Origin of the sequence: Bradyrhizobium sp. WD16, assembly GCF_024181725.1 — a bacterium.
Lineage (GTDB): Bacteria > Pseudomonadota > Alphaproteobacteria > Rhizobiales > Xanthobacteraceae > Bradyrhizobium_A.
In genome coordinates, this window is the sequence record NZ_CP028908.1 from 390,337 (window position 1) to 415,158 (window position 24,822).

General features: G+C 67.6%; 22 protein-coding genes. 8 read left to right on the top strand and 14 right to left on the bottom strand.

Annotated features, from left to right (window positions below; genetic code table 11):
• Positions 1–5 precede the first annotated feature (5 nt).
• Positions 6–1,415, bottom strand: a complete 1,410-nt coding sequence (locus DB459_RS01870; protein WP_253711235.1) for an adenylate/guanylate cyclase domain-containing protein — start codon at positions 1,413–1,415, stop codon at positions 6–8.
• 119 nt (positions 1,416–1,534) lie between these two features.
• Here DB459_RS01870 and DB459_RS01875 point away from each other — a divergent pair, with 119 nt between their 5' ends.
• The 5 genes from DB459_RS01875 (at position 1,535) to DB459_RS01895 (ending at position 6,041) form a co-directional block, all read left to right on the top strand.
• Positions 1,535–1,915, top strand: coding sequence for a hypothetical protein (locus DB459_RS01875; protein ID WP_253711236.1), 381 nt, complete (start codon positions 1,535–1,537; stop codon positions 1,913–1,915).
• 480 nt (positions 1,916–2,395) lie between these two features.
• A complete protein-coding gene (locus tag DB459_RS01880; protein WP_253711237.1) occupies positions 2,396–2,956 on the top strand; it encodes a LemA family protein in 561 nt (186 codons plus the stop codon).
• 55 nt (positions 2,957–3,011) lie between these two features.
• Entirely contained in the window at positions 3,012–4,214 is a 1,203-nt protein-coding gene (locus DB459_RS01885) for a M48 family metalloprotease (RefSeq protein ID WP_253711238.1), read from the top strand.
• Positions 4,215–4,403: 189 nt separating this feature from the next.
• Positions 4,404–5,162 carry a hypothetical protein gene (locus tag DB459_RS01890; RefSeq protein ID WP_253711239.1) on the top strand — a complete coding sequence of 253 codons (759 nt, stop codon included), beginning with the start codon at positions 4,404–4,406 and terminating at the stop codon, positions 5,160–5,162.
• A 210-nt stretch (positions 5,163–5,372) separates the two neighbouring features.
• Entirely contained in the window at positions 5,373–6,041 is a 669-nt protein-coding gene (locus tag DB459_RS01895; protein WP_253711240.1) for a hypothetical protein, read from the top strand.
• 25 nt (positions 6,042–6,066) lie between these two features.
• On the opposite strand, the gene DB459_RS01900 is transcribed toward DB459_RS01895, so the two are convergent.
• Positions 6,067–6,753, bottom strand: coding sequence for a class II aldolase/adducin family protein (locus tag DB459_RS01900; protein ID WP_253713734.1), 687 nt, complete (start codon positions 6,751–6,753; stop codon positions 6,067–6,069).
• Positions 6,754–7,075: 322 nt separating this feature from the next.
• Between DB459_RS01900 and DB459_RS01905 the strand changes: the two genes are divergently transcribed.
• A complete protein-coding gene (locus tag DB459_RS01905; RefSeq protein WP_253711241.1) occupies positions 7,076–9,103 on the top strand; it encodes a PQQ-dependent sugar dehydrogenase in 2,028 nt (675 codons plus the stop codon).
• A 75-nt stretch (positions 9,104–9,178) separates the two neighbouring features.
• On the opposite strand, the gene DB459_RS01910 is transcribed toward DB459_RS01905, so the two are convergent.
• The 6 genes from DB459_RS01910 to DB459_RS01935 all read right to left on the bottom strand — a co-directional run bounded on the left by DB459_RS01910 (position 9,179) and on the right by DB459_RS01935 (position 14,998).
• On the bottom strand, positions 9,179–9,403 hold the full coding sequence (locus DB459_RS01910) for a hypothetical protein (RefSeq protein WP_253711242.1): 225 nt from the start codon (positions 9,401–9,403) through the stop codon (positions 9,179–9,181).
• Positions 9,404–9,479: 76 nt separating this feature from the next.
• On the bottom strand, positions 9,480–9,716 hold the full coding sequence (locus tag DB459_RS01915) for a hypothetical protein (RefSeq protein ID WP_253711243.1): 237 nt from the start codon (positions 9,714–9,716) through the stop codon (positions 9,480–9,482).
• Between the two features lie 46 nt (positions 9,717–9,762).
• Entirely contained in the window at positions 9,763–10,014 is a 252-nt protein-coding gene (locus DB459_RS01920; protein ID WP_253711244.1) for a hypothetical protein, read from the bottom strand.
• A 95-nt stretch (positions 10,015–10,109) separates the two neighbouring features.
• Positions 10,110–13,211: a hypothetical protein gene (locus DB459_RS01925; RefSeq protein ID WP_253711245.1), complete on the bottom strand. Its 3,102-nt coding sequence runs from the start codon at positions 13,209–13,211 to the stop codon at positions 10,110–10,112.
• 273 nt (positions 13,212–13,484) lie between these two features.
• Positions 13,485–14,336 (bottom strand): outer membrane protein, encoded by an 852-nt coding sequence (locus tag DB459_RS01930; RefSeq protein WP_253711246.1) that lies wholly within the window; start codon positions 14,334–14,336, stop codon positions 13,485–13,487.
• Between the two features lie 71 nt (positions 14,337–14,407).
• Positions 14,408–14,998, bottom strand: a complete 591-nt coding sequence (locus DB459_RS01935) for a GNAT family N-acetyltransferase (protein WP_253711247.1) — start codon at positions 14,996–14,998, stop codon at positions 14,408–14,410.
• Between the two features lie 137 nt (positions 14,999–15,135).
• Between DB459_RS01935 and DB459_RS01940 the strand changes: the two genes are divergently transcribed.
• Positions 15,136–16,017, top strand: a complete 882-nt coding sequence (locus DB459_RS01940) for a LysR family transcriptional regulator (RefSeq protein ID WP_253711248.1) — start codon at positions 15,136–15,138, stop codon at positions 16,015–16,017.
• Between the two features lie 13 nt (positions 16,018–16,030).
• Here the strand turns inward: DB459_RS01940 and DB459_RS01945 are convergent, their stop codons facing one another.
• Complete coding sequence (locus DB459_RS01945) at positions 16,031–18,262, bottom strand: TonB-dependent siderophore receptor (protein ID WP_253711249.1); 2,232 nt, start codon at positions 18,260–18,262, stop codon at positions 16,031–16,033.
• A 344-nt stretch (positions 18,263–18,606) separates the two neighbouring features.
• On the opposite strand from DB459_RS01945, the gene DB459_RS01950 reads away from it, so the two are divergent.
• Complete coding sequence (locus DB459_RS01950; RefSeq protein WP_253711250.1) at positions 18,607–19,764, top strand: PepSY domain-containing protein; 1,158 nt, start codon at positions 18,607–18,609, stop codon at positions 19,762–19,764.
• A gap of 43 nt (positions 19,765–19,807) precedes the next feature.
• Here the strand turns inward: DB459_RS01950 and DB459_RS01955 are convergent, their stop codons facing one another.
• The 5 genes from DB459_RS01955 to DB459_RS01975 form a co-directional block, all read right to left on the bottom strand.
• Positions 19,808–19,996, bottom strand: coding sequence for a hypothetical protein (locus DB459_RS01955; protein WP_253711251.1), 189 nt, complete (start codon positions 19,994–19,996; stop codon positions 19,808–19,810).
• Between the two features lie 478 nt (positions 19,997–20,474).
• Positions 20,475–21,005, bottom strand: a complete 531-nt coding sequence (locus DB459_RS01960; RefSeq protein ID WP_253711252.1) for an adenine phosphoribosyltransferase — start codon at positions 21,003–21,005, stop codon at positions 20,475–20,477.
• A gap of 87 nt (positions 21,006–21,092) precedes the next feature.
• Positions 21,093–23,252: an anthranilate synthase component I gene (locus DB459_RS01965; RefSeq protein WP_253711253.1), complete on the bottom strand. Its 2,160-nt coding sequence runs from the start codon at positions 23,250–23,252 to the stop codon at positions 21,093–21,095.
• Positions 23,253–23,463: 211 nt separating this feature from the next.
• Positions 23,464–23,970, bottom strand: coding sequence for a GNAT family N-acetyltransferase (locus DB459_RS01970; RefSeq protein ID WP_253711254.1), 507 nt, complete (start codon positions 23,968–23,970; stop codon positions 23,464–23,466).
• Positions 23,971–24,145: 175 nt separating this feature from the next.
• A complete protein-coding gene (locus DB459_RS01975; RefSeq protein ID WP_253711255.1) occupies positions 24,146–24,820 on the bottom strand; it encodes a dienelactone hydrolase family protein in 675 nt (224 codons plus the stop codon).
• Between the last annotated feature and the right edge of the window lie 2 nt (positions 24,821–24,822).

Below are 24,822 nucleotides of genomic sequence, written 5' to 3' on the forward strand. Positions count from 1 at the left end.
CAGCCTCACGGAATCTCGTAGACCAGCGCCTCGTCGGCGATGCCGCGCAGCGCGGCGCGCTGGGCGGTGGGCGTCAGGCCTGACCGGCGCAGGATCTCGCCGACATGATCGTCCGCGACGATCGCGTCTGTCGCGAAGATCGAGCGCGACTTCGCCAGCCCCTGGACCCGCGCCGCCATGTTGACGGTCTGGCCGAAATAATCCTGCCGGTCGTTGAGATTGACCGCGAGGCAGGGACCTTCATGGATGCCGATCTTCAACATGAGATCGTCGTTGCCGCGCTCGCGATTGATCGCCTGCATGGCATCGCGCATGCGCAGCGCCGCCGCCATCGCTCCCGCGGGCGTCGGGAAGGTCGCCATCACCGCGTCGCCGATGGTCTTCACCACCGCGCCGGCCTCCGATGCGACGATCTCGTAGAGCACACTGAAGTGCTGGCGGACGAGGTCATAGGCGACGAGATCGCCGACGCGCTCGTAGAGTTCGGTCGAGCCCTTGAGATCGGTGAACAGGAAGGTGAGGCTGGTGATCTTGAGCCGCTGATCGACGTCGAGCGTGTCGGTGCGGTAGACGTCCCGGAAGGTCTGGTTGGTGAGGAGGCGCTTGGCGGTGAGAAACGGCTTGCGGCGCCCCAGCATGTCGTGAAGCACGTTGTTGGCGATCCAGACTCCGGGCAGGACGCGGCGAGGGGTGCGGTTCTCCAGGCTGAGGCGCAGCGGCCCTGGCTGCAGGGTCAGCGTCCCGGTCTGTGGCGGCCCGGCGGTGCTGAAGACCACCGACAGCGCCCGGCGCTCCCGCGTCGGCCCGCCCTTGACGTCGATGAATTGCGTCGTATGCGTCACCGGGTCGAAGACGATGATGAATTCGGGCGGCAGCTGCAACGACACCAGCGCCTTTTCGCCCGGCGGCAGTTCGAGCGCCTCCAGCGCGAATTGGTCGAACTGCTCTTCGAGACTGTCGGGCAGATCGACGCCCGAACTCCAGAAGATCTGCCGGTAATATTCCAGGAACGGCAGCGTGTCGGGGGCATGGGCCGCGATCTGGCGCGTCCGCGGATTGACCGTGAAGGTGACCTCGACCATTTCATCGAGCGTCGGCTCGTAGGCGGCCGAGCACAGCGCGCAATCATACTGGTCGTGATCGAAGCTCTTGAGCGTCGCGCCGGCCTCCAGCACTCCGCCGCAGCCGGGACACAACATGTTCCACGACAGATCGAACAGGCCGAGGCGGGCGGCGTGCAGGAAGGCGGCGATGGTCTTTTCGACATCGAGCCCATGCGTGGCGGCGAAATCCAGCACGTTGATCCGGCACAGCGCACGATCGGTGCTGTCGCGCACCAGCCGCTCCATCGCCTCGACGGTCGGCCCGTCGGCGAGCTTGCGAACCATGTCGAACAGCGCCCTGGTCTCGCCCATCTCCCAGCTTCGCGCAAAATAAGTCCGGAGGAAAGGTTCCCGATGGAATAATCGCCTCCCCGGCGGCGTTGGTTCGGGCAGGCGCCGGGTGCGCCGCTCAGGTCAACCAGGAGGACCCCATGTTCAGGACAACGCTTGCGATGATGGCCTTGATGGCTTCGGTCGGTGCTGCGCTGGCGCAGACCGCGCCGGCCAGGACCGCCGATACCGCCAAGGGCAAGGCGCTGGTCGATGGCAAGGGCATGACGCTCTACGTCTTCGACAAGGATGCCGGCGGCAAATCCGCCTGCAACGGCCCCTGCGCGCAGAACTGGCCACCCCTCGCCGCCGCGGCCGATGCCAAGCCGGCCGGCGACTGGACCATCGTCGCCCGCGACGACGGCAGCAAGATGTGGGCCTACAAAGGCAAGCCGCTCTACACCTGGAAGAACGACAAGGCGCCCGGTGACACCACCGGCGACGGCTTCGCCAACGGCGTGTGGCACGTCGCCAAGCCGTGAAGCACGTCGGACCCGAGCCGGGCAAACCCGACCAAGAGATGTCTTCGGCAGGGGCCACGTCGTCCTTCGAGGGGCGGCGCTTCGCGCCGCCCGCCTCAGGATGACGTGGGTGGAATACCGAGTTCTTCGCAGCCCCTGTCATGCTTCAGAATGATCGAACGAACGACCCCGCGACAATCGTTGATTCATGGCTCGTCTCTCCCCACGTCACCCTGAGGTGCGCGGCATAGCCGCGCCTCGAAGGGCGACGTGGCCCACTTAATCAGGCGCTCGACGGCGTGCTGTGCTTCAGAACCGCCGAACGAACGACGCTACGTCAACCGGTGACCTGCCGTCCCCTTGAACGTCTGACGCCCTTCGCGCATTGAACGTCCACCTCGCCTCGGGCGACGAACATGAATGCGCCGCTGCGGGGCCCTCCCCCGTGGCGGCAAAAGCGTCTAACCTGCCCGCCTTCTCGTCCCCTCGGAGCCTCTCATCATGTCCACCGGCTGGATCGTCCTCGGCGTTATCGTGCTGCTCGCCCTGTTCGTCATGGGCGCCTACAACCGCCTCGTCACCTTGAGCCAGCGGGTCAGCCAGGCCTTCGCCGACATCGACGTGCAGCTCAAGCAGCGCCACGATCTGATCCCGAACCTCGTGGAAACGGTGAAGGGCTATGCCAGCCACGAACGCGGCACCCTCGACGACGTGGTCAAGGCGCGCAACGCCGCCATGGCCGCCCAGGGGCCGGCCCAGGTCTCCGCCGCCGAGGCCCAGCTGTCCGGCGCGCTGGGCCGCCTGATCGCGCTGTCCGAGGCCTATCCGGACCTCAAGGCCAACACCAATTTCCAGCAGTTGCAGAGCGAACTGTCGGACATCGAGAACAAGCTCGCCGCCAGCCGCCGCTTCTTCAATAACGCGGTCCAGGAGTACAACACCGGCATCCAGCAGATGCCCGCGGCGCTGTTCGCCGGCATGCTCGGCTTCACCCACAAGGACTTCTTCGACCTCGGCGACAGCCGCGCGCAGCTCGACCAGGCGCCGAGCGTGAAGTTCTGAGCCCGCCGCGCCGGCTGCCGCAACCGCTTTCGACCGTCCCGACGAGGCGCAGCCCATGGCCGCCTATGGTCTCTACACCCACATCGCATCGAACAAATTCCGTTCGATGCTGCTGCTCGCCGGTCTGTTCCTGCTGATCTACGTGATGGTGTTTGCCGGCGCGCTGATCGCCGAGGCCATCGGCGACAGCTATCGGCCCGCCGATGACTACCTGCGCGCCGCCGCCTCCGACCTGATCCGGGCGTTTCCCGTCGCCACGCTCGCCGCCGCGGCCTGGATCGTGATCGCCTATTTCTTTCACCAGTCGATCATCGACGCGGTCACCGGCGGGCGTGACGTCACCCGCAAGGAACAACCGCGGCTCTACAACCTGCTCGAAAATCTGTGCATCTCGCGCGGCATCCCGATGCCCAAGCTCAAGATCATGGAGAGCGATGCACTCAACGCCTTCGCCACCGGACTCAACCGCCGGCAATATGCCGTCACCGTCACCACCGGCCTGCTCGGGAACCTCGACGATGCCGAGACCGAGGCGGTGCTCGGCCACGAACTGACCCATATCCGCAATGGCGACGTCCAGCTCATGGTGATCGCCATGATCATCGCCGGCGTGGTCGGGTTCTTCGCCGAACTGTTCTTCCGCCTGTTCTTCAATTCCGGCATCCGCATCGGCGGCGGGTCGTCGTCCTCGTCGGACAACAACCGTCGCAGTTCCGGCGGCGGCGCCGTCATTGCCGTCGTCATCGCCGTCGCGCTGATCGCGGTGGCCTGGCTGCTGTCGCTGGTGGTGCGCCTCGCCCTGTCGCGCTCGCGCGAATTTCTTGCCGATGCCGGTTCGGTCGAACTGACCAAGAATCCCGACGCCATGATCTCGGCGCTGCGCAAGATCGAGAACCGCGGCGAATTGCCCGGCGCCACCTCGGCGGTGATGGAGATGTGCGTCGACAATCCACGCGAAGGCTTTGCCGACCTGTTCGCCACCCACCCCTCCGTCGAGGCCCGGGTCAAGGCGCTGGTGCAATATGCCGGCGGCCACGACCCGGGTCCGCTCGCCCTGCCGGCGCCCGGCGAGACGGAGGCCGACGGCGCTACGGCGCCGGAGGCCCGGCCGCCCGGTCCATGGAGCGGGGACGGGAGCAGGCCGCCGGCTGGCCCCTGGGACGGCAAGCCGCCCGGCGGCACCGGGCAGTCGGCCAATGGCCGAGCGGACGGGCCGTCCGATGCCGCGCCGGGGCCCTGGGGGCCGCACGGGCGGTAAAGACATACGAACATTGGAGCCGGGACGCTGGTGTCCAGGCTCGATTTCGCGCTATGTAGCCGCCGCGCCAAGGAAACTGCGCGCGTCCCTTGTTTCTGCCATCTTCGGCCTCAATGCAGACAGGGACAAATTTCTTGCCCGCCGGGGGGACGACCGTCAGGCGCGGCAGATCAGGGGCAAGGGGATCTCATGGCAACCAAGCCGGCAGTGATCGTGGTGGGCGCGGACAAGGGTGGCGTCGGCAAGACGACAGTCTCTCGCACCGTGCTGGACTATTTCGCCGCCAACAACGTGCCGACCAGGGCGTTCGATACCGAGGCCCCGCGCGGCACCCTCAAGCGCTTCCATCCGGACATTACCGAGATCGTCGACATGACGTCGACGGCGGACCAGATGAAGATCTTCGATACGCTGAATTCCGCCAGCTCGTCGGTGACCGTGATCGACGTCCGCGCCGGCCTGCTGTCCCCGGCGCTCGCCTCGCTGCGCGACATCGGCTTCCTCGATGCCGCCAAGAGCGGCCAGATCACCTTCGCCGTGTTCCACATCCTCGGCCCGTCGATCGCCTCGCTGGACGAGATCGCCGAGACCGCCGGCTTCATGGACGGCGCGAAATACTTCCTGGTGAAGAACTTCATCAACAACACCAGCTTCTTCGAATGGGACCAGGCGACCTACAATTCCTATTTCCACCGCATCAAGGACGCCACCGAGCTGACCATCCCCAAGCTCAACGAGATGGCCTATGAGCAGGTCGAGGTCGCCTCGGTGCCCTTCCTGAAATTCGTCGCCAACAAGGGCCATCGCGACGAGACCGCCAACTATTCCTTCGTGCTGCGCGGCTATGTCCGTCACTGGCTGAGCAATGTCTGGGGCGAGTTCGACCGGATCAAGCTCACCGACATCGTCGGCTCGACCGAGAAGGCGTCGCGCAAGGCTGCGGAATAGACCGCGGCCGCCCGGTCACTTGTGCCGGGCTCTTGCCGCCGGCCCAGCAGCGCGCGACCTCCTCGGGGTGACGTGGAGATCGACCGCGGCGGTTTGCCGGCGCATTCGTCGCGTTCACCATGGCGGATCAGCATTTTTTCTGGCCGCCCGGCCGAATTTCGGCCATAGAGCGCTCCCGACCCGACCGTCGCGCCTGCCCCGTCCGGACCGATGAGCCGAACGCCCGTTTACATTGTCGCCTCCCCCCGCCCCTTCGTCGGCAAGACGCTGCTGGCGCGGCTGCTCACCGAATTCCTGCTGCTGGAACGCGGCGAGGTCATCGGCTTCGACGTCAATCTCAAGGAGCCGTCCTTGATCGATTTCCTGCCCGACGTCACCGAGACCGCCGACATCATGGACACCTTCGGCAAGATGCGGCTGATGGACCGCCTGATCGTCAACGACAATGTCGGCAAGGTCGTCGACCTCGGCTTCCACGCCTTCGACGAATTCTTCAGGATGGTCGAGGAGATCGGCTTCATGAAGGAGGCCGAGCGCCGCGGCATCGATCCGGTGGTGTTCTACATCGCCGATTCCGACCGGGCGTCCGGCGCGACCTTCGCCCGGCTGCGGCGCACCTTCGTCAACCACGCCATCATCCCGGTGGACAACGAGCATGTGCTGCACGGCGAGCCGCCGGCGTCCTATCACGGGCTGCGCCCGCTACGCCTGAAGGTACTGCCGGCCTTCCTCAAGACCTATATCGACCGCCGCACCTTCTCCTTCACCCGCTTCCTGCGCCAGGACAACGACCCTTCGTCCGAACTCAATCAATGGATCCGCGGCAACTATCTCGCATTCCGCGATATCGAACTGAACCTGATCCTGCACCGGCCGTGACGGCGGAGGTCGCGCGGCCGGCCCGTCATCCCGCACCGATCGGCTTGTTCGCCTCGCCGTGCGCCCGCACCCCGTAGTTGGCGAAACTCTGCGCAGCTTCGGCGATCTCGGCATCGCTCAGGATGTGCGGCGTGCCGATGGCGAGCGACAAGTAATACTGCCGGGCGAGGGTCTCGAGCTCGACGGCGAGCCACATCGCATGATCGAGGTCGCCGCCGGCGGCGATCATGCCATGGTTGGCGAGCAGGCAGCCGTTGCGCCCGTCAAGGGCGGCGAGCGCCAGATCGGACAATTCCCTGGTCCCGAAACGCGCATAGCCGGCGCAGCGGATCTCAGGGCCGCCGAAAGCCGCGATCATGTAGTGGACCGCCGGAATCGGCTTGCGGGCGATCGCCAGCACGGTCGCGTAGGTCGAATGGGTATGGACGATGCCGCCGACGTCGGGCCGCGAGCGCATGATGTCGAGGTGGAAGCGCCATTCGGTCGAGGGCGGCAGCGGCCCGGTCCAGCTGCCGCCGTCGCCCGCGATCGGCATCGCCGCGATCATCTCCGGCTCCATCGCATCGTAGGCAACGGCCGACGGCGTGATCAGCATGCGGCCGTCATGACGGACCGAGATGTTGCCGGCCGTGCCCTGGTTGAGGCCCGATGCGTTCATCCAGCGGCATTGGGCGATGATCGCCTGACGCAGTTCTCGCTCATTGCGCGGCATGGCCGCTCCCCCTGTGTGTCTCCAGCATACGGCCACCGCCTCATCCCGCGCCGGTTCGCGGCCTTCTCGCGCTCGACCCCGCTCGGTGACGTCGCGCGCCACCGCCACCGAGCCGCGCACGGCACCGGAGCGGTCGTCGACGACAAGGGCGAAGGTCATCTCGACTTAGAGCCTCCCCCGATTGTGCCCGCGCGTGTCTGCTGGCGCTAGTGTGGCGTCGCCGGCGCCCCGCCGCAATGGACGGGCGCGACAACAGGCCCGAAAACGGGCTCACGCGGAACCTTGCGGCGCCTCGTCCAAATCTGTTGACCCAAATCCGTCATTGTTCGACAGTTCCGCTGCTTTCCTGGGTGCTGATGAACTTCAAGTTCGGTCTCGCGTCGTGGAATGTAGCGCAACGCCATCCTGGCGCTATCTGGCAGCGTGGTACGCCGTGTCCGGCGGCCTGCTATTGCTGCTGCCGGCCTGGAAGTTCGGGTTTGCGGTGTGGCTGTTGCCTCGGCCCCAGTGGCTTCCCTTTGCCACTCTTGCGACCGCCTTTGTCCTGAGCGCAGCGACCGCCGCGCTGCTGCGGCCCGCGATCCGATCGGTCGGGCTGATCACGCTCTGCACCACGGCGATCTTCAGCGCGGCCTTTCTCGGCTTCCTCGTGACCAGGACCGATTATTCGCGCGCCGTCACGCTGACAATATTCCTCGCCGCCGTGATCTTGATACCGGCGCCCTACGCGCTCGGCGCTTCGCCGTCACGCCGTGCGCTGGCGCTTGGCGTTCTGCTCGCTGCGGCGGCCGCCGGACCCTTCGCCCTCGGCCTGCTCCACCAGGTCGCCTTGCGCAGCTCGGCCCTGATCAAGACCGAGTACTACAATCTCGATGTCGAGACCTATTCGAGCGTCTTCCCCAAATCGGCGGTCCATGGCGGCGCGCTGGCGAGGATCGGGGATCGCTATCTGTTCTTGACCGGCGATGGCCATCTCGACGTCTTCGGCTGGAACGAGAGCGGCGATCGTCCGAAGGCGACGCCCCTGCCCTACCGCGTTCCTGTCAACGGCGAGGCCTTCGCCGCAGCTGCCGGACGCCCCTGGGCGATCCCGCCGGGCGAGGGCCTGCCACAGGAAGATACGGCAACGGGCGGACGAGGCGAGATCCTCAATAGCGAATCGTTCCGCGCCTACGGCCTGCTCGTCCAGGAAATCGGAGCCGACGCCCGTATCTTCGTCTCGCACGCCTATTGGCACGCCGGCCGCGAATGCTGGGTCGAGCGAGTCTCGATGCTGCAGGCCGAGCGCGCCGCGCTGTTGCGCGGCACGGCGACCGCCGAATGGAAAACGCTTTACGAGACGGCGCCGTGCCTGCCCGTGCGCGGCGAGAAGCGGCGGCACGGCATTCCGTTCGTCGGCTATTTCGGCGGCGGCCGCATGGCGCTGCTCGATCCGCAGACCCTGCTCCTGACCGTCGGCGACTTCGGCTTCGACGGACTGGCTTCGGTCGAAGCCCAGCCGCAGGATCCGACGACCTCCTACGGCAAGACGATCGCCATCGGCATCGCCGATGGCAGCGCGTCCGTCTTCACCCTCGGTCACAGAAATCCGGAGGGGCTCTTCATCGATCAATCCGGCATCATCTGGTCCACCGAGCATGGGCCGCAGGGCGGCGACGAACTCAATCGGCTGGTGCGGGGCGCCAATTACGGCTGGCCCTATGCGACCGACGGCACCGATTACGGATCATTCGCATGGCCCCTGAACAAGCCGCAGGACGAGCAGCGCGGATTTCAAGCGCCGGTCTTCGCCTGGGTCCCCTCGATCGGGATCTCGAACCTCGTGGCGGTCGAGCACGGGCTGTTTCCACAGTGGCGCGGCGATCTCCTGATCGCCTCGCTACGCGCCCAGACGCTGTTTCGCGCCCGGATCCGCAACGGCAACGTCGCATACCTCGAAGCGATCGCGATCGGCAGCCGGATCCGCGACGTCGCCGAGGGCCATGACGGCCGGATTTTGCTCTGGACCGACGACGATACGCTGGTGTCGCTGCGGCCCAGGACGGGCTCGAGCGGCGAGGCGCTGTTCGCCGAGAAATGCAGCGGCTGCCACCAGGCGGCCCTGATCAGCGGCAACCGGATCGGACCTAACCTCGCCGGCGTTGTCGGACGCCGCGTCGCTTCGCTGCGCAGCTATCCGGATTACTCGCCGAGCCTGCGCCAGCTCGGCGGCACATGGTCGGAAAAGCGCCTGGATGCCTTCCTCAAGGACCCGAACGCCCTGTGTCCTGGAACCAGCATGGAATTCGCCGGCGACGCCAGCGTCGCAGACCGCGCCGCGATCATCGGCTATCTGGGAACGCTGCGGTGAGTGTCGTGGCCGTCGATCGATTCCGCGGCATTCATCCCCGCCGTTTTGCCGGACAGATGAGCCCGTAACTTCTTTTCAGTTGTAACCGCCGGGCGCCTTGTTCGGCTGCACCGTCGGCACGTTCCTCTTGTGGATCTCGGCCTTGCCGCCGGGTGCGAAGCCGGGCCCGACACAGCGGCAGCGCGGCGGCTGGTGCCAGTAGGGCCTGGCGCATTTGAGCACCTGCCCGAAGGGACAGGACTCGACGGCCGATGCCATCGCCGGGGCAAGCAGGATGCCCGCCGCGCTCAGCAGTGCCATTATCATCCTCTTGCGCATCGTTCCCGCTCCCTGTCGGTCGGCTCTGGCGTTTCGCAACGACATGATCGCCCTCGCCTCAGTCGTATCCGCCCGGGCCCTTGTGCGGCTGCACCGTCGGCACGTTGCGCTTGTGGATCTCGGCCTTGCCACCCGGTTCGATCCATGAATATCCAACGCACCGGCAATACTGCGGCTCGCCCGAGTGCTTTTTCTTCTGGCATTTGAGCGACTGCCCGGGTGGACAGGACGGCACCGCGAGCGCCATCGACGGACCGAGCGCCAGGCCCGCCGACACAAACATGCTCAGCATCATCCGCGTGCGTCGCATCGTTCCGCCCCTTGCGTTTCGGATCCTCGCCTCAGTCGTTGGTGCCGGGCCCCTTGTTGGGCTTCACCGTCGGCACGTTCTTCTTGTGGATCTCGGCCTTGCCGCCGGGCGCGACCCAGGGACCGCGCTGGCTGACGCAGCGGCATTGCGGCGGCCGGGTGAGCGGCGGCCGATCACATTTCTGTACCTGTCCCGGCGGACAGGATGGGGCGGCGAGCGCCACCGCCGGACCGAGCAGCGCGCCCACAGCGGCCAGCATCGTCAGCAACATCGTCTTGCGCATCGTCTCGCTCCATTTCTCGTTCAGCAGAGCTTTCATTCGGCAGAGAAGAGATCGGGGAGCCGTATCGGCTCCCCTTCGAACTTCACCGTGCGCCGTCACCGCACATTGGTGGTCGGCCCGCTCGGCTCGAAACGGGTCCGAGGCTTCGTCACCGGCGGCCGCGGCGGCGGCGTCACCACCGGGCGCTGCGGACGCTTGGGCGGGACAACAATCTTCGGCGGCGGCACGAACACCGGCGGCGGTCGCACGCCCGGTCGGACCCGATGCGGCGGCGGCAGCACCTTCGGCGGCGGCACCACCAATGGCGGCACCATCACCCTCGGCGGCGTCACATGCGCCGGCGGCGTCGCGGGGACGCACGAGCGCCGGTTGGCGTCGGGCCGCTGGCCGGCCGGACAGCAGACGCCGCTCGCGGTCGCCTGGCTCTCTCGGCAGCACGCCCCGCTCGGCAGCCGCACATAGCCGGCGAAGCAGGATGCCGGTGTCGGTGGAGCGGCCGGGCCGACGCACCTCTGGCCATCGAAGGTCTGCCCCGGCGGGCAGGTGCAGGCCGGGACCGTGGCGGCAGTGACGCCGAGCGGCGGGCAGCACTGGCCGTTGGCCTTCTGGATGGTGTTGGGCGGACAGAGCTGCTGGGGCGTGCACGTCCCGGTCAACGGATTGGTCACCGTGCCGGGCGGGCAGGTCTGGCAGGTGCCGTCCGGTTGCGGCGTCGAACCGAGCGGGCAGCACAAGCCGGTGGAGGTTCGCCGCTCCGGCGGGCAGATCGGGATATGACCGCCGCCGCAGGTGCCATCGGGCTGCGGCTTCTGGCCGGACGGACAGCAGACGCCCTTCACCGTCATCTGCTCGGGCGGACAGGTCGGGATATGACCGCCGCCGCAGGTGCCGTTGGGCTGCGGCTTGGTCCCCGGCGGGCAGCACTGGCCGCTCGACGAGAGCTGCTCGGGCGGACAGCCGGTCTTGAGCGGCGGCCCGCATTGGCCGTCCGGTCCTGGCAGCATGCCCTCTGGGCAGCACTGCAGGATCGGCAAGGCCCAGCCTTGATCGCCGCACAGCGCATGGCACTGGCCATCGAGGCCGACCTGCTGGTCTGGGCCGCAGAGCTTCTGCTGCGGGATCGGATCGCAGGTCGCGTTGCTCCAGATGTCGTCGGGATTGCCATGCGGCGGCCCCTCGACATAACCGGCCGGACAGACCGCACCCGGCGGCTTGGGGCACCGCGAATGGTTCTGGACCTTCATCGGCGGCGAGCCATCCCAGCACATCAGCGCATTCGGATCGAAATTGTTCGGATCCGGCGGCGGCGCCACGCCCATCATGCAGAACATCCTGCTCGCCAGGTCGGCCGCGCCGTTGGCGCAGAGCGAATGGCACTGGCCACCGGGGCCCGGCACCATGAAGATCGGACAGCATTGCAGGCCCGGGCGCTGCGTGGTGCCCGGCGGGCAGCTGCACGGCGCACCCGGCGGGCAGAAGCAGCCATTCGGACCAGGCACCGGGCAGAACGGCGGCGGCGGCGGAATCGGCATGCCGAAATCGAAGCCGAACCACTCGACCCACGCCGGCGGCAGCAGCAGCGTCAGCCGCTCGCAGCTCTTCGGGATGGCGACGTCGCCGATCTGGCCGCGCGCGGCGGCATCGTCGAAGCGATCGTCCTTGTCGATGAAATAGGTCGTCCACGGCGGCACATTCGCCGGCGCGACCAGTTCGGCATCATTGCCCTGCAGGCCATTGACGATCGGCGGCCCGCCTTGCGCGAGCCGCTGCGCGGTTGCCGGATCGTTCGAGACGCGCAAGCGCTCGCCCGTCGACCACAGGAAGCCGCCGCAGGAGGCGCGCTCGATCACGCCCTTGTCGTCGTAGCGATAGCCGAGCGCGATGCCGCCATTGCCGTTGCTCATCTGGGCGGGGAAGCCGATCGCATACTGATCGGGATCGTCCTGCCAGCGCGGTGCGTTGGGATCGCCCGACACCACCGGCGCATAGCGCAGCACGCGTCCGATGCCCTCCTGGGCCAGCGCCACCATGGCGTAATCGCCGGTCGGGCCGGCGCGTTCGGCGAGCAGCATGCGCCCCCGGTTATCGAAGACGATCTTGGAAATCTCGGTCGGCGACGGCCCTGGCGGCACCGCGACCTCGAGCCGCGGATCCTTGCCGAAACTGCCGCCGGCGATCGACACCGACCACACCTGCAAGCCTTCGGCGACGGCGTAGTAGAGCCGCCCGCCATGCACGCCGAGGCCGAAAACGAGGCGCGCCGCCGGCGCATGGCCGAAGGTCGCAGGATTTTCGCTCAGGAAGGCCGGCGACGTGATGTTGAGCTGCTTGCCATTGTACGGAACAGGCGGCGCGCCGACCGCGGCGCGGCCGACGACGCCATGATCGAAACGGCCGCGCTCGACACCGTCGAGACCGAACTGATGGATCATGCCGGTGGTGCGATCGGCGACGAACAGCGAATTCGATGCGCCGTCGAAGGCGAGGCCGCCGAGCGCCGGCCCGGCATTGGCAACGCCGTTGAGCGTGACATTGGCGAACAGCCGCACCTCACCGCTCGCCCCGTCGATGCGCCAGATCGCGCCGGGGCCGCCGGGTGACGGTCCGAACAGGCCGGCCATGAAGTGGGCGTTGGCGGTGCCCTGCTTGACCCGGTCCTCCAGCCCGTCGCCGTCCTGATCGGGCACCACGATCGGCAGCCCATAGACCGAGGTCGCCGCCACATAGATGTTCGGCGGCGTGGCGTTGTCGAGCGCGACGCCGAACACCTGGCCGACCTGCGACGCCGTCGCCGCGAACGGCTTCGGCAATGTGAGAAGCTGCGCCTGCGGCGGCGCGCCGGGCGACTGCAGGTCGAGCACGCGGACCGAGACGCCGTTGGGATCGATATAGGTCTTGTCGAGCGGATTGACGCCCGGCGCCACCATCACCGGCGGCACCGTGCCCGAGAAACCGGTGATCACCGCATTGCCGTCGGCAACGATCGGCTGCTGCGCGGCTGCCGGCGCGACGAGGGCGGCGGCGGCGAGCAGCGCCGCCAGCGCAACCGCGACGGCAGGACCGCGCCAGCGGCGAAGCCGCGATGCCCCAGGCGTCGGTGATGGTCTCAAGGTGAGAGGAACGAGGCTCGGGCGTTGCCGGAAGATTGCGAGCACACATGCGAGCAACGCCGCGGCGGAGATCCCCAGGACCGTCATTGTCGCCTCCCACTATGAGGTGGCGGATCTTGGCCCTGATGGCAACGGGAACATTGACTTAACGCAACTTCCGGCTGCGACAGCGCCGTCGCGCGCTACCGGGGTATGGCATGCAAGGCAAGCCGATGTCGGATGATGCCGCGCCTGCGGTCCGGCAAGCTGGATTCAAATGCCGCGCATGAATGCGCGTGGTAACCACGCGCGCGTCCCTTATGTCTCCGAAGCGCCGTCCGAGCCGTGCGACAAATGGAGCGGTCATTCGGAGACAGGACACTAGAACTTGTAGGCGAGCCCCAGCGTCGCGGTGTGGGTGCGGGTGCTGACCGAATAATGGACCGCATCCGAGCCCGGGTCGGCGGACGGCTGGCCGGCGAACAGCACGCCGCTGACGTTGCCGAAATCGCTGTAACGATATTCGCCGCGCAACAGCCAGGCGCCGAACTTGCGCTCGATGCCGCCGCCGATGGTCCAGCCGGTCAGGACGTGGCGGTCGGTCTGCGTCTTCACGGCAAATGGCGGCGAGATCAGGCACACCGGATCGGCCAACGTATTGGCGCAGGTTCCGGACACCTCGATGCTCTGCCAGGCGACGCCGCCGGTGCCGTAGACCAGCGTTTCCGGCGTGACGAGGTAACCGACGCGCGGCCGCAGGCTCACATCCCAGAGCGCGCGGATGACGGAGGAATCGACGCCGGGCCCGGGAAAGCCCACGGCGCACTCGATCCTGCAGCCCGGCACACCCGCGTGGGTATCGCTCGCGTCCGACCAGGCGGCGTCGATCTCGAGGCCATAGACCCAGGGACCGGTCTGCCAGTTGTATCCGGCATAACCGCCGACCCGGAATGCCGCTGGACGGAACCGGTCGGGCGACGATGCGTCGATCACCGCCGTTCCGAATGCTGCTGCCGGCGGATCGACCAGCTGCGTGGTGGTCCATTTCGCGTCGGTCCACTTGCCGCCGAGCGCGACGCCGACATAGAGGCCCGCCCAACTACTCTCGACCGGCGCGGCACTATAAATAGGCGCCTTGACCGGCAAATCGGCGGCGAGCGCGCCATCGCCGACACCGACGCCGACGCCGACAGCCAAAGCGAACACCAGAGCGCAGAACGATTTGACCCGCATGCCCCTGCCCCAACGTCTGATTGCAGACGGCACAGGCTATCAAGTCAGGGGGTGCGGCGATAGCCCGACGCTCACTGTTCCGCGCGATCCTCAACCGGCGCGGGACGGCTCGCCGCGCCGTCGCCGAGCACCCGCTGCATCAGGACGGTGTCGACCCATTGGCCCAGCTTGAAGCCGACCGCGGTGAAGGTGCCGACCGGCGCAAAGCCCAGCTTGCGGTGCAGCGCAATCGAGCCGGCGTTGCCGCTGTTGCCGATCACCGCGAGCATCTGGCGCCACGGTCCCGCCTCGCAGCGCGCGAGGAGGCTCGCGAGCAGCGCGCTGCCGATGCCGCCGCCGCCGAGGCCGTCCGCCACATAGATCGAATCCTCGATGGTGTAGCGATAGGCCGGGCGCGGGTGATAGGACGCGGCATAGGCGTAGCCGACCACCCGGCCTTCGCGTTCGGCGACGAGATAAGGCAGCCCCGCATCGATGATTGCGGCGCGTCGGCCCGCAAGCTCGGTCACCGACGGCGGCACCTCCTCGAAGGTGGCGAGGCCGTGCAGGACGTGATGGGCATAGATCGCCTGGATCGCCGGCAGATCGGCATCTTCGGCATCGCGGACGTGGAGGTTGGTGTCGGTGCGGTCACCGATCGGTCGCAGCGCTTGCGTGGTCATTGCATGGTCCGTTGGCGAGGCGCGAAGCCGAGGCAGCCCGGGCCCGCGCCGCGCGGGTTTGATGGCCTCAGCCTGCCGCGGCCGTTGTCATAATAGAAGGTTTTGTATCTTATGCAGAGCATAAGAGATTCTTTGAGATGCGGCGGATCAATCTCGACTATCTGCGGACCTTCGTCACCGTGACCGAGCACGGCAGCTTTTCGGCGGCCGCGGACCATCTCAATCTGACCCAGCCGGCCGTCAGCCAGCAGATCCGCCAGCTCGAACGCAGTCTCGGCGCCCCCCTGATCGAGCGCGTCGGCCGCAAGGCGAAGCCCACCGCAGCGGGGACCGAACTGCTCGCCCATGCCGGCCGGATCGATGATGCCGTCAGCGCGGCGATGGAGGCCGTCGCGCGCCGGGCGGACGGCACGCGCGGCCGCGTCCGGCTCGGCACCGGCGCCACCGCCTGCATCTTCCTGCTGCCGCCGATGCTCAAGCAGCTGCGGCGCAAATTTCCCGACATCGAAATCACCGTGACGACGGGCAATACCAATGAGGTGGTGAAGGCGATCGAGGACAATGTCCTCGACATCGGCCTCGTCACCCTGCCGGTGTCGGGCCGCGCCCTGGACATCACCCCCATCCTCGACGATGAGCTGGTGGTGATCGCCCCAGCCGACATGGCGCTGCCCGCGCGGGTCACGCCCCAGGTGCTGGCGACGACGCCGGTGCTGCTGTTCGAGCCCGGCGGCAACAAAAGGCGGCTCATCGATCAGTGGCTCGCCCGCGGCGGCGTCTCGCTCAAGCCGGCGATGTCGCTCGGCAGCGTCGAGGGCATCAAGGAGCTGGTCGCGGCGGGGCTCGGCTGCGCCATCCTGCCGGCCATGGCGGTGCGCGACCTCCGGCAGCAGAAGGCGCTGGCCGTCCGGCCGCTCGCCCCGCGCCTGCACCGCCGGCTCGCCGTGGTCGTCCGTCGCGACAAGCGGCTGACGACGGCGCTCAAGGCCGTCTTGCTGGCCTTCAAGCGCCTCGGCTGAAACGCGCGCATCGTCAGAACTCGACCCTCGCCTGCAGCGTGATCTCGCGCGGATCGCCGATCGCCACCACCGTGGTCGAGAGGCCGGACGGATAATAGGTGCGGTCGAAGATGTTCCTGGCATTGAGCTGCCAGGTCACCGGCAATCCGTTGTGCGTGGTCTTGTAGGAGACGAAGGCGTCGGTCAGGTAATAGGCCGGCAGGAAGAAGGAATTGGCGGCGTCGCCGGCGCGGGCGCCGACATAGCGCTCGCCGACGCCGGCGCGCAGCCGGCCGGCGAACACTTCGCCGAAATCATAGGTGAGGAACAGCGAGGCGTTGTGCGCGGCGACGTTGTTGAGCCGCTTGCCCGTGAGCGTCGGATCCTCGAGCACGCGGGCATCGAGATAGGAATAAGTGCCGATCAGACTCCAGTTCTCGCTGATGCGACCGGCGACGTCGAGTTCGAAGCCGCGCGAGCCGACCCGGCCGGCGGTGCGATTGACGCTGATGCCATCGACCACCTCGGTGTAGAGCACGTTGCTCTTGACGATATCGAAGACCGCGGCGGTGGCGGTGATGCCGCCGGGCGTCTCCAGCTTGATGCCGGCCTCGATCGAGCGGCCCTGCTCCGGCGGCAGCGCGCCGACATAGCTCGAGATCGAGGAGTTCGGCCTGAATGACTGGCCGTAGTCGACATAGAGCGAGGTGTCGGGCCGGATCTTGTAGACCGCGCCGACGCGCGGCACGGCCTTGCCGCCCTCCACATCGGTGTTGGTGACGAAGGGGCGGCCGCGCCCGGCGACCTGGTGAAACTGCTGGTAGCGCAGCCCGCCGACGACGATGAAGTCGTCGGTCAGATGGATGCTGTCCTGGAGATAGGCCGCCTGGGCCTTGATCCGCTCGGTCTGATCGCTTTCCGACGCGCTCACCCGCGTGCTGGCCGGCATCACGCCGTAGTCGGGATTGTAGATGTTGAAGGTAGTGGTGTTGGGGCCGCGGATCATGTCGGTGCGCAGCGTGTCGGTTTCCTCATGCTCGGTGCCGATCAGGATTTCGTGCCGCACCGGTCCGGTCATGAACTTGCCGACGAGCTCGAGCCGGGCGATCTGCTGGTCGATGTTGGAATCCTGGGTCGCGTCGGCGCGCCGGGTCGCCACGCCGGTGTTGAACTTCACCGACAGAACCCGCGCCTGGTTGTCCTTGTACCAGCTGTGATTGTAGAAATAGCCGGCGCGCAGGCGCCAATTGTCGTCGAGGGCGTGCTCGATGGTCGCGGTCAGCATGTCGGTCGAGCCGCGGGTGACGTTATAGGGCGCGTCCAGCCGCCGCTCGCGCGGAATATCGACCGGCCGCCCGGTGCGGGTGTCGATCACCGTGCCGCGGTCGAACGGAATCTTGTATTCGGAATGCTCGTAGGCGACGTGGACCGTCGTCCTCTCGCCGTACCAGGACAGCGACGGCGCGATCAGGCTGCGCTGGATCTTGCCGAAGTTGCGCCAGTAGTCCTTGTCCTGATAGTCGCCGATGACGCGGTAGGCGAGGCCGTCGGCGCCGATCGGACCGGTGAGATCGATCGTGGCGCCGCCGCCGTTGAAGCTCGACCAGTTGCCGGACAGGCTGCCCTTGCCCTGCAGTTGCGGCTTCTTGCTGATGATGTTGATGACGCCGCCGGGATCGAGAATGCCGTAGAGCATCGATGACGGCCCCTTCAGCACCTCGACGCGATCGGCCGAGGCGCTGAAGTTGCTGGGCAGGATGGTGCGGAAACTGTCGCGCAGGATCGAGCCGTCGCGGTTGTCGCCGAAACCGCGCTTCATGACTGCGTCCTGGGTACCGCCCAGCGTGTTGGCCTGGGTGATGCCGCTGACATTGTAGAGCGCCTCGTCGAGCGTGCGCACCTGCTGGTCGACCAGCGCCTGGCGCGGCACCACGGCAATCGCCTGCGGGATATCGATCAGCGGCGCATCCGTGCGCGTGGCGGTGGAGGCGCGCAGCGGCTGGTAGCCGCCCTCCTGCCTGTCGGCGCCGGTGCCGGCCGTGGGCACGCGGGCCGCCGGCGGAGCAGCGGGCCGCGGCGCCGTGGTGCGCCTGGCCGCCGATGCGCGCCGCTGCCGGTCGCCGTCCTTCTTCCTGTGAGGGCCGGCGGTGACCTCGATGCTCGGGAGCTCGACGGGCGTGCCACTCGGTTCTGCCCGCGCCTCCAACACGCCGAGCACGGCGAGACTCGAGAGACCAGCGGCAACCGCCGCACCACGCAACGCCATCGAATCGACTTCCAGTCATGAGCACATTCGGTGCGTGCCTTATCGGTCACGCCGATTGCATGGAAGCGCGCAACGCGATGTTTCGAGCGATTCAAATTTGCGCGCTGTTTCGAACGATTCAAATCTGATGATGCAGTTGTCGCATTCCATCGCGCAGCCTTGTGGTCTATGCAGCACGCGTCGCGCGACGTGTTCGCGCCCATGGCGTTTTCGAGCGAGGTGGACACGCTTCGCCTGGAGAAGGCGCGTCAGAAACAATCGAGTGTCCGCTCGGATTCCATCGGAGCGGAGTCGCCGCAACCAGAGGCTCCACCGCCGCCTCTCATACGAGACGTCTTCGCGCGATGACCCCGCCGCCGCTTCGCCGCCTTCTCTTCCATGCGCACTCGATTGCCGGACTGATCGTCTCGCTGCTGCTCGCGCTGATGGGGCTGACCGGCGCAATGCTCGCCTTCGAGGACGAGATCATGGCGGCGCTGAACGCCGCAACCGCGCAGTCCGCGCCGCGTGCCGAGCCGACACTCGGCCCCGCCGGGATCCTGACCCGCACGGGGCGGCAAACGACACACCGCATCGCCTCGATCAGCTTCGCGGGCGAGGCCGGTGCGGCTGTCCACGTCCGCTTCGCGCGCGGCGCCGATGGCGAGCGCCCGGCGGGGCTCTATCTCGATCCCTATGACGGCCGCGTGCTCGCACCGGTACGTGGCGAAGAAGCTTTCGCCCTGATCCGGCGGCTGCATCGCTGGCTGCTGCTTCCCGGCGATGGCCGCGGCGCCGGCCGCACGATCACGGGCGCGGCGGCGCTGTCGCTGCTGGCGCTGCTGGTCAGCGGCGTGATCCTGCGCTGGCCGCGCAAGGCGAGCAGCCTGCGGCTGTGGCTGAAGCCGCAGCTCGGGCTGCGCGGCCGCGGCCTCCACCGCTCGCTGCACACGGTGATCGGCACCTGGCTGCTGCCGATCTATCTGGTGATCGTCCTGACCGGCCTGTGGTGGTCATACGACTGGTACCGGGCCGGCGCGAAGTGGCTCTTATCCAGCAAGGCCGCGGCGGCCAAATCCGGCGGCGACGCCGGCCGCGACACCGCGACGGACGCCGCGATGCTCGACGGAATCTGGCGGACGTTCCTCGCCAGCGGCGGCGCCGGCTACGTCAGGGCGACGCTGGCGCTGCCGGATGGCGGCGGCGAGCGCATGATCCACATCCGCTCCGTCGCCCGCGACGCTCCGCACGCTTATGCGCGCGACGAGTTCCGGTTCGATGGCCGCAGCGGCCGGCTGCTCTCCGCCGAACGCTACGCCGCCATGGCGCCCGGCGATAAGCTGCTGGCCAGTGTCTTTGCCCTGCACAGCGGCCGCTATCTCGGCCCGATCGGCAGCCTGCTGTTCATGCTGGCGGCGGCGATGATGCCGTTGTTCGCCTTCACCGGCTGGATGCTCTATCTGTCGCGGTTGCCGCGGCGGCCGACGGCGGAAGCCGCGGAGGCGGCGCCGGCGCCGAAATGACGGCTGCCGAGGCGATCGGCGCACAGTCGGATCGTCGCGCCGCTCAGGCGCGACCCGGCAGATGATGCGTCGGATGCGGAAGGAGGTTCGGCCGCTGCGCCGCCTCGTAGAGCGCGGTGATCAGGCTCTCGATGTCGCGCCGGCGGTCCGGCTCCCAGCCGCACGAGCAGCCATGCGCGCCGCAATGAGCGTCCGCGGTGTCGCGGTAGATGGTGCCGAGCGTCGCGGCCACTAGTGCGGCGTCTCGCAATTGCCTATGCCCTTCGCGGCAAGCCCCTGTAGGCAATTGCGAGACATAAGCCGCGCTAGCTTTTTGATTTTGCTAGTGTCCCGATGTCTCCGAATGACCGTGCGAGGGTGAGGCAAATGAAGCGGTAATTCGGAGACAGGACACTAGTTGGAGCAGCAATCATCCGTGCCGCGCGGGCCACTCGCCGTGCCATAGGTCATGATGCATCTCTCGTTCGACCCGGGGCATGATCCGGAAAAGCGAGGGACGTTTTCCGGCAAGATCATGCTCCATCATGGGAGCGCGATTGTGCTTCGACTTGAAGCTGTCGCGCTCTGGCGGAACGGTAGGGCGCGCGCTGCGCGTGATGCAAATTGAATAGCTCCAGGGTCATGACGCTGCGCTCAGATAGCCCGCAGCTCATGCCGGGAGATCGCTGGCCGGCGGCGTCGATCGATGCCTGGACGGCATCGCCAAGCCCTTAATGCCCCTCGAAGCTCATCAAGGTGCGCACCGGCACGTTGAGGGCGCGGAGCTTGTCGGCGCCGCCGAGTTCGGGCAGGTCGATGATGAAGCAGGCGGCCACGACATTGGCGCCGATCTGGCGCATCAGCTTGACCGCGCCCTCGGCGGTGCCGCCGGTGGCGATCAGGTCGTCGATCAGGATCACCTGCTCGCCCGGCTGGATGGCGTCGGCATGGACCTCCATCTCGTCGAGACCGTATTCCAGCGAATAGGCGATGCGCACCGTGGTGTGCGGCAGCTTGCCCTTCTTGCGGATCGGCACGAAGCCGGCGGAGAGCTGGTGCGCCACCGCGCCGCCGAGGATGAAGCCGCGGGCTTCCATGCCGGCGACCTTGTCGATCTTGGCGCCGGCCCAGGGCTGCACCAGTTCGTCGACGGCGCGACGGAAGGCGCGCGCATTGCCGAGCAGCGTGGTGATGTCGCGGAACATGACCCCGGGCTTGGGATAGTCCGGGATGGTGCGAACACTCGCCTTCAGGTCGGTCATCTTCAACAGCCTCTTGTCAGAGTGATGCCGTCATGGCCGGGGTCGTCGCGGGCATGACGTGAGTTAAGAATGGCGGGGCCGCGCGCATCACGGCCGCGCGGCGAGCCGAAATGCGTTCTCGACGATCCTGAGCCCGACCTCGCCGCCCAGCGACATCAGCGACTCGGGGTGGAACTGGACGCCGCCGACCGGCAGCGTCCTGTGCTCGATCGCCATCGGCACGCCGTCCTCGGTCGCAGCGGTCACCTCGAGCTCGTCCGGCATGGTCGAGCGATCGACATAGAGCGAATGATAGCGGCCGATGGTGATCTCGTTCGGCAGGCCGCGCATCAAGCTGCCGCCGCGCACCTGGATGCGCGAGGGCCGGCCATGAGCCGGTTGGGCGAGCTGCCCGAGATGGCCGCCGAAATATTCGCCGATCGCCTGGACGCCGAGGCAGACGCCGAACACCGGCAGCTTCCTCTTCAACGCGGCATCGAGCGTCTTCTCGATCCTGAAATCCTCCGGCCGCCCCGGCCCGGGCGACAGCACCAGCAGATCGCAGGGCTCGCGCTCGAGCATTTCGAGCGCATGGGTGTGGCGGGTGACGCAGACCTCGGCGCCGACCTGGCGGAAGTAATCGGCCAGCATGTGCACGAAGCTGTCGTCGTGGTCGATCAGCAGCACGCGCTTGCCGGAGCCCGAGGCGTCCGGCGCCAGCGCCGACAGCGGCTTCGGCGGATCGCCGCGCAGCGCCTGGAACAGCGCCGCCGCCTTGGTCTGGCATTCCTTCTCTTCGGCGACCGGATCGGAATCGAACAGCAGCGTGGCGCCGACCCGCACCTCGGCGAGGCCGTTCTTCATGCGGATGGTGCGGATGGTGATGCCGGTGTTGATGCTGCCGTCGAAGCCGACGAAGCCGATGGCGCCGGCATACCAGCGGCGCGAGGAGCGCTCGTTGTCCTCGACGAACTGCATCGCCCACAGTTTCGGCGCGCCGGTGACGGTCACCGCCCAGGCGTGGGTGAGGAAGGCGTCGAGCGCGTCGAAGCCCGGCCGCAGCATGCCCTCGACGTGATCGACGGTGTGGAAGAGTTTCGAATAGGTCTCGATCTGGCGCCGCGCCAGCACCTTGATCGTGCCCGGCACGCAGATCCGCGCCTTGTCGTTGCGATCGACGTCGGTGCACATGTTCAGCTCGAACTCGTCCTTCTCCGAATTCAGGAGCTGGCGGATCTGCTCGGCGTCGCCGATGGCATCGGAGCCGCGGGCGATGGTGCCGGAGATCGGGCAGGTCTCGACGCGGCGGCCGTCGCTGCGCACGAACATCTCCGGCGAGGCGGAGACGAGGAACTCGCCGTCGCCGAGATTCATCAGGGCGCCATAGGGCGAGGGATTGATCTTGCACAGGCGCTGGAACACTTCCGCCGGCGAGCGTTCGCAGGGTTCGCCGAACAGCTGGCCCGGCACCGCCTCGAACAGGTCGCCGCGGGCGAAGGCTTCGCGCGCCTTCTCGACCGTGGCCTGGTATTCGCCCGGCGTGTGGTCGGCGAAACCCTGGCGCGGCTCCTTGTTGTAGATGCTCTCCGGCGTGTCGTGGCCGAGGCCCGCCGTGCCCTGCCCCTTCCAGGCGAAGTCGTAGGACAGCGTGACGCCGCGGCCGGTGGCGCGGTCGTAGGCATAGAGCTGGTCCGGCACGTAAAGCACGATGTCGCGCTGGTCGCTGTCGCGGGCGCGCTTCTGGACGAGGTCTTCCATCTGGAAGACGAGGTCATAGGCAAAGGCGCCGTAGAGGCCGAGCAGCGGCTCGGCGGAATTGGCCAGCGCCGCCACCATGGCGCGCACCAGCGTCATGATGCTGGCGCGGCGGGTGCGCTGGTCTTCCCTTTGCGGCGCCTCGCCGCGGATGACGTGGCCGGTGAGGCGTGTCGGGGTGCGGGCGGTGAACTGCACGACCGGATCGCTGAGGGTGTCGCCGAGGAAGGCGATCAGCACCTCGCCGCGGGTATTGAGCGCGTCGATGAAGAAATCGACGCCGACGGTCTCGAGACGCAGCGGCGGATCGGCGAAGCCGAGGTCGAAACTGTCGTAGCGGCCCGGCACCGTGGTGCCCGAGGACAGCATGACGCCGCGACGGCGGTCGAGCAGATCGATCAGGCGGTCGAGCGCGGCGCCGCCGGTGAAGGGCGCGATGGTGCGGACCACCTCGAGCCCCCCGGCGGTGCGGTAGGCGCTGTGGGCGGGGAGCGAAAACACGGTCCTGTTCATGATGTCCTCGGAGCTGCGGTCTGCCTAAGGGAGGGGCGCGTCACGCAGGGCACACGAACAGAAGGCCGTCGCACTGCGGAGACGGCCTGAACGATTGTGCTGAGTTTGACGAAAAATCGCACCGGCCACCTTCAGGAGGTGGGCCACCAGTAACGGGATGGGCGGGCGACGGTGTTCATGGGGCGGAAAACACCATGCCGCAGCCGGGGCGTCAAGGGGCTTGGCTGGCACCGCCGCCGCGGCCTGAGGCCGTGGCCGGCCGCTGTTTCCGCAGCACCGACAGCCGCAGTGGCCCGACACCGTCCTCGATGAGCTCCCAGCCGAGCCGCAGGTAGAAGCCGCGCCGGGCCTCGGCGGCGCACAGATGGACCATCTCGCCACCGAGGGCGAAGGCGGCCCGGGCGGCGGCCCCGACCAGCGCGGCGCCGAGGCCGCGGGAACGGAGCGGCGGCTCGATCCAGACCGCCGCCACCCATGGCGTGTAGTGCGGCCGCTCGTCGAGATCGGAAACGATCACCGAGGCCGTGCCGATGAAGCGCGGACCGTCATGGGCGACGAGCGCGACCGGAAGACCCGGCCCGGCCATGTTCTCCTTCAGCCGCTCGATGACGTCGTCGCGTGGCACGCCGTTGCGCCGCCACCACGCCGACCAGATGCGATCGGCGACGATGTCGAAGAAGGCTGGCTGCTCCCGCAGATCGGAGATCGAGAAATTCACGGCGCCACGCCTCTCTGTGTTGTCGTCGCCCGCGCAGCAGGCGGCCAGTCCAGTACGCCGAGCCTCTCGCCGGCGCGGCGTACTGGCCCCCGGGTCAAGCAAGGGCAAGCCGGGGCGACAGGCGGAGGTTGGGGCTGCGCGCCCTACGAGGCGACCAGGCGCGGCGCCCCTTCCCTCACCCTAGATGCTTGTGGAAGAAGTCGGTGGCGCGGGTCCAGGCGAGCTCGGCCGCGGCGCGGTCATGGACCTGCTGGCGCTGCTCATTCACGAAGGCATGCTCGGCGTCGTAGCGGAAGATCTCGGCGTCCTTGCCGGCGGCCTTGAGCGCCGTCTCGAAGGCACCGACCACCTGCGGCGTGCACCAGTCGTCCTTGTTGGCGAAATGGCCCTGGAACGGCACCTTGAGGTCGGCGGGCTTGGCCGCCTGCTCCGGCGGAATGCCGTAGAAGCACACCGCGGCGCTGAGCTCGGGGATGCGCGCCGCGCCGATCACGGTGACCGCGCCACCGAGGCAGAAGCCGGTGAGGCCGACCTTGGCGCTGTTGCACTTGAGATACTGCACCGCGCCGCGCACGGTCTGCTCGGTGGCGTCGAGGAAATCGAGCGAGCCCATTTCCTTGTTGGCCTTTTCGGTGTCGTGATACGGCACCAGCACGCCGTTATAGAGGTCGGGCGCCAAGGCATCGAAGCCGGCCAGGGCGAAGCGGTCGGTCAGCCCCTTGATGTTCTCCGACAGGCCCCACCATTCCTGGATGACCACGACACCCGGCGCGTTGCCGCGCGAGGCATTGGCGAGGTAGCCCCTCGCGTCCTTGCCGTCGGGCCGCTTGAAGGTGATGGTCGTTCCCATGG

What these genes read in the sequence shown, in the direction of transcription:
- DB459_RS01885 (WP_253711238.1), top strand. Translation starts at nt 3,012, where the DNA reads ATGGCCGCCTATGGTCTCTACACCCACATCGCATCGAACAAATTCCGT.
- DB459_RS01935 (WP_253711247.1), bottom strand. Translation starts at nt 14,998, where the DNA reads ATGACCACGCAAGCGCTGCGACCGATCGGTGACCGCACCGACACCAAC.
- DB459_RS01920 (WP_253711244.1), bottom strand. Translation starts at nt 10,014, where the DNA reads ATGCGCAAGACGATGTTGCTGACGATGCTGGCCGCTGTGGGCGCGCTG.
- DB459_RS01950 (WP_253711250.1), top strand. Translation starts at nt 18,607, where the DNA reads ATGACCCCGCCGCCGCTTCGCCGCCTTCTCTTCCATGCGCACTCGATT.
- DB459_RS01910 (WP_253711242.1), bottom strand. Translation starts at nt 9,403, where the DNA reads ATGGCACTGCTGAGCGCGGCGGGCATCCTGCTTGCCCCGGCGATGGCA.
- DB459_RS01890 (WP_253711239.1), top strand. Translation starts at nt 4,404, where the DNA reads ATGGCAACCAAGCCGGCAGTGATCGTGGTGGGCGCGGACAAGGGTGGC.
- DB459_RS01960 (WP_253711252.1), bottom strand. Translation starts at nt 21,005, where the DNA reads ATGACCGACCTGAAGGCGAGTGTTCGCACCATCCCGGACTATCCCAAG.
- DB459_RS01945 (WP_253711249.1), bottom strand. Translation starts at nt 18,262, where the DNA reads ATGGCGTTGCGTGGTGCGGCGGTTGCCGCTGGTCTCTCGAGTCTCGCC.
- DB459_RS01930 (WP_253711246.1), bottom strand. Translation starts at nt 14,336, where the DNA reads ATGCGGGTCAAATCGTTCTGCGCTCTGGTGTTCGCTTTGGCTGTCGGC.
- DB459_RS01880 (WP_253711237.1), top strand. Translation starts at nt 2,396, where the DNA reads ATGTCCACCGGCTGGATCGTCCTCGGCGTTATCGTGCTGCTCGCCCTG.
- DB459_RS01875 (WP_253711236.1), top strand. Translation starts at nt 1,535, where the DNA reads ATGTTCAGGACAACGCTTGCGATGATGGCCTTGATGGCTTCGGTCGGT.
- DB459_RS01895 (WP_253711240.1), top strand. Translation starts at nt 5,373, where the DNA reads ATGAGCCGAACGCCCGTTTACATTGTCGCCTCCCCCCGCCCCTTCGTC.
- DB459_RS01925 (WP_253711245.1), bottom strand. Translation starts at nt 13,211, where the DNA reads ATGACGGTCCTGGGGATCTCCGCCGCGGCGTTGCTCGCATGTGTGCTC.
- DB459_RS01975 (WP_253711255.1), bottom strand. Translation starts at nt 24,820, where the DNA reads ATGGGAACGACCATCACCTTCAAGCGGCCCGACGGCAAGGACGCGAGG.
- DB459_RS01900 (WP_253713734.1), bottom strand. Translation starts at nt 6,753, where the DNA reads ATGCCGCGCAATGAGCGAGAACTGCGTCAGGCGATCATCGCCCAATGC.
- DB459_RS01940 (WP_253711248.1), top strand. Translation starts at nt 15,136, where the DNA reads ATGCGGCGGATCAATCTCGACTATCTGCGGACCTTCGTCACCGTGACC.
- DB459_RS01965 (WP_253711253.1), bottom strand. Translation starts at nt 23,252, where the DNA reads ATGAACAGGACCGTGTTTTCGCTCCCCGCCCACAGCGCCTACCGCACC.
- DB459_RS01870 (WP_253711235.1), bottom strand. Translation starts at nt 1,415, where the DNA reads ATGGGCGAGACCAGGGCGCTGTTCGACATGGTTCGCAAGCTCGCCGAC.
- DB459_RS01915 (WP_253711243.1), bottom strand. Translation starts at nt 9,716, where the DNA reads ATGATGCTGAGCATGTTTGTGTCGGCGGGCCTGGCGCTCGGTCCGTCG.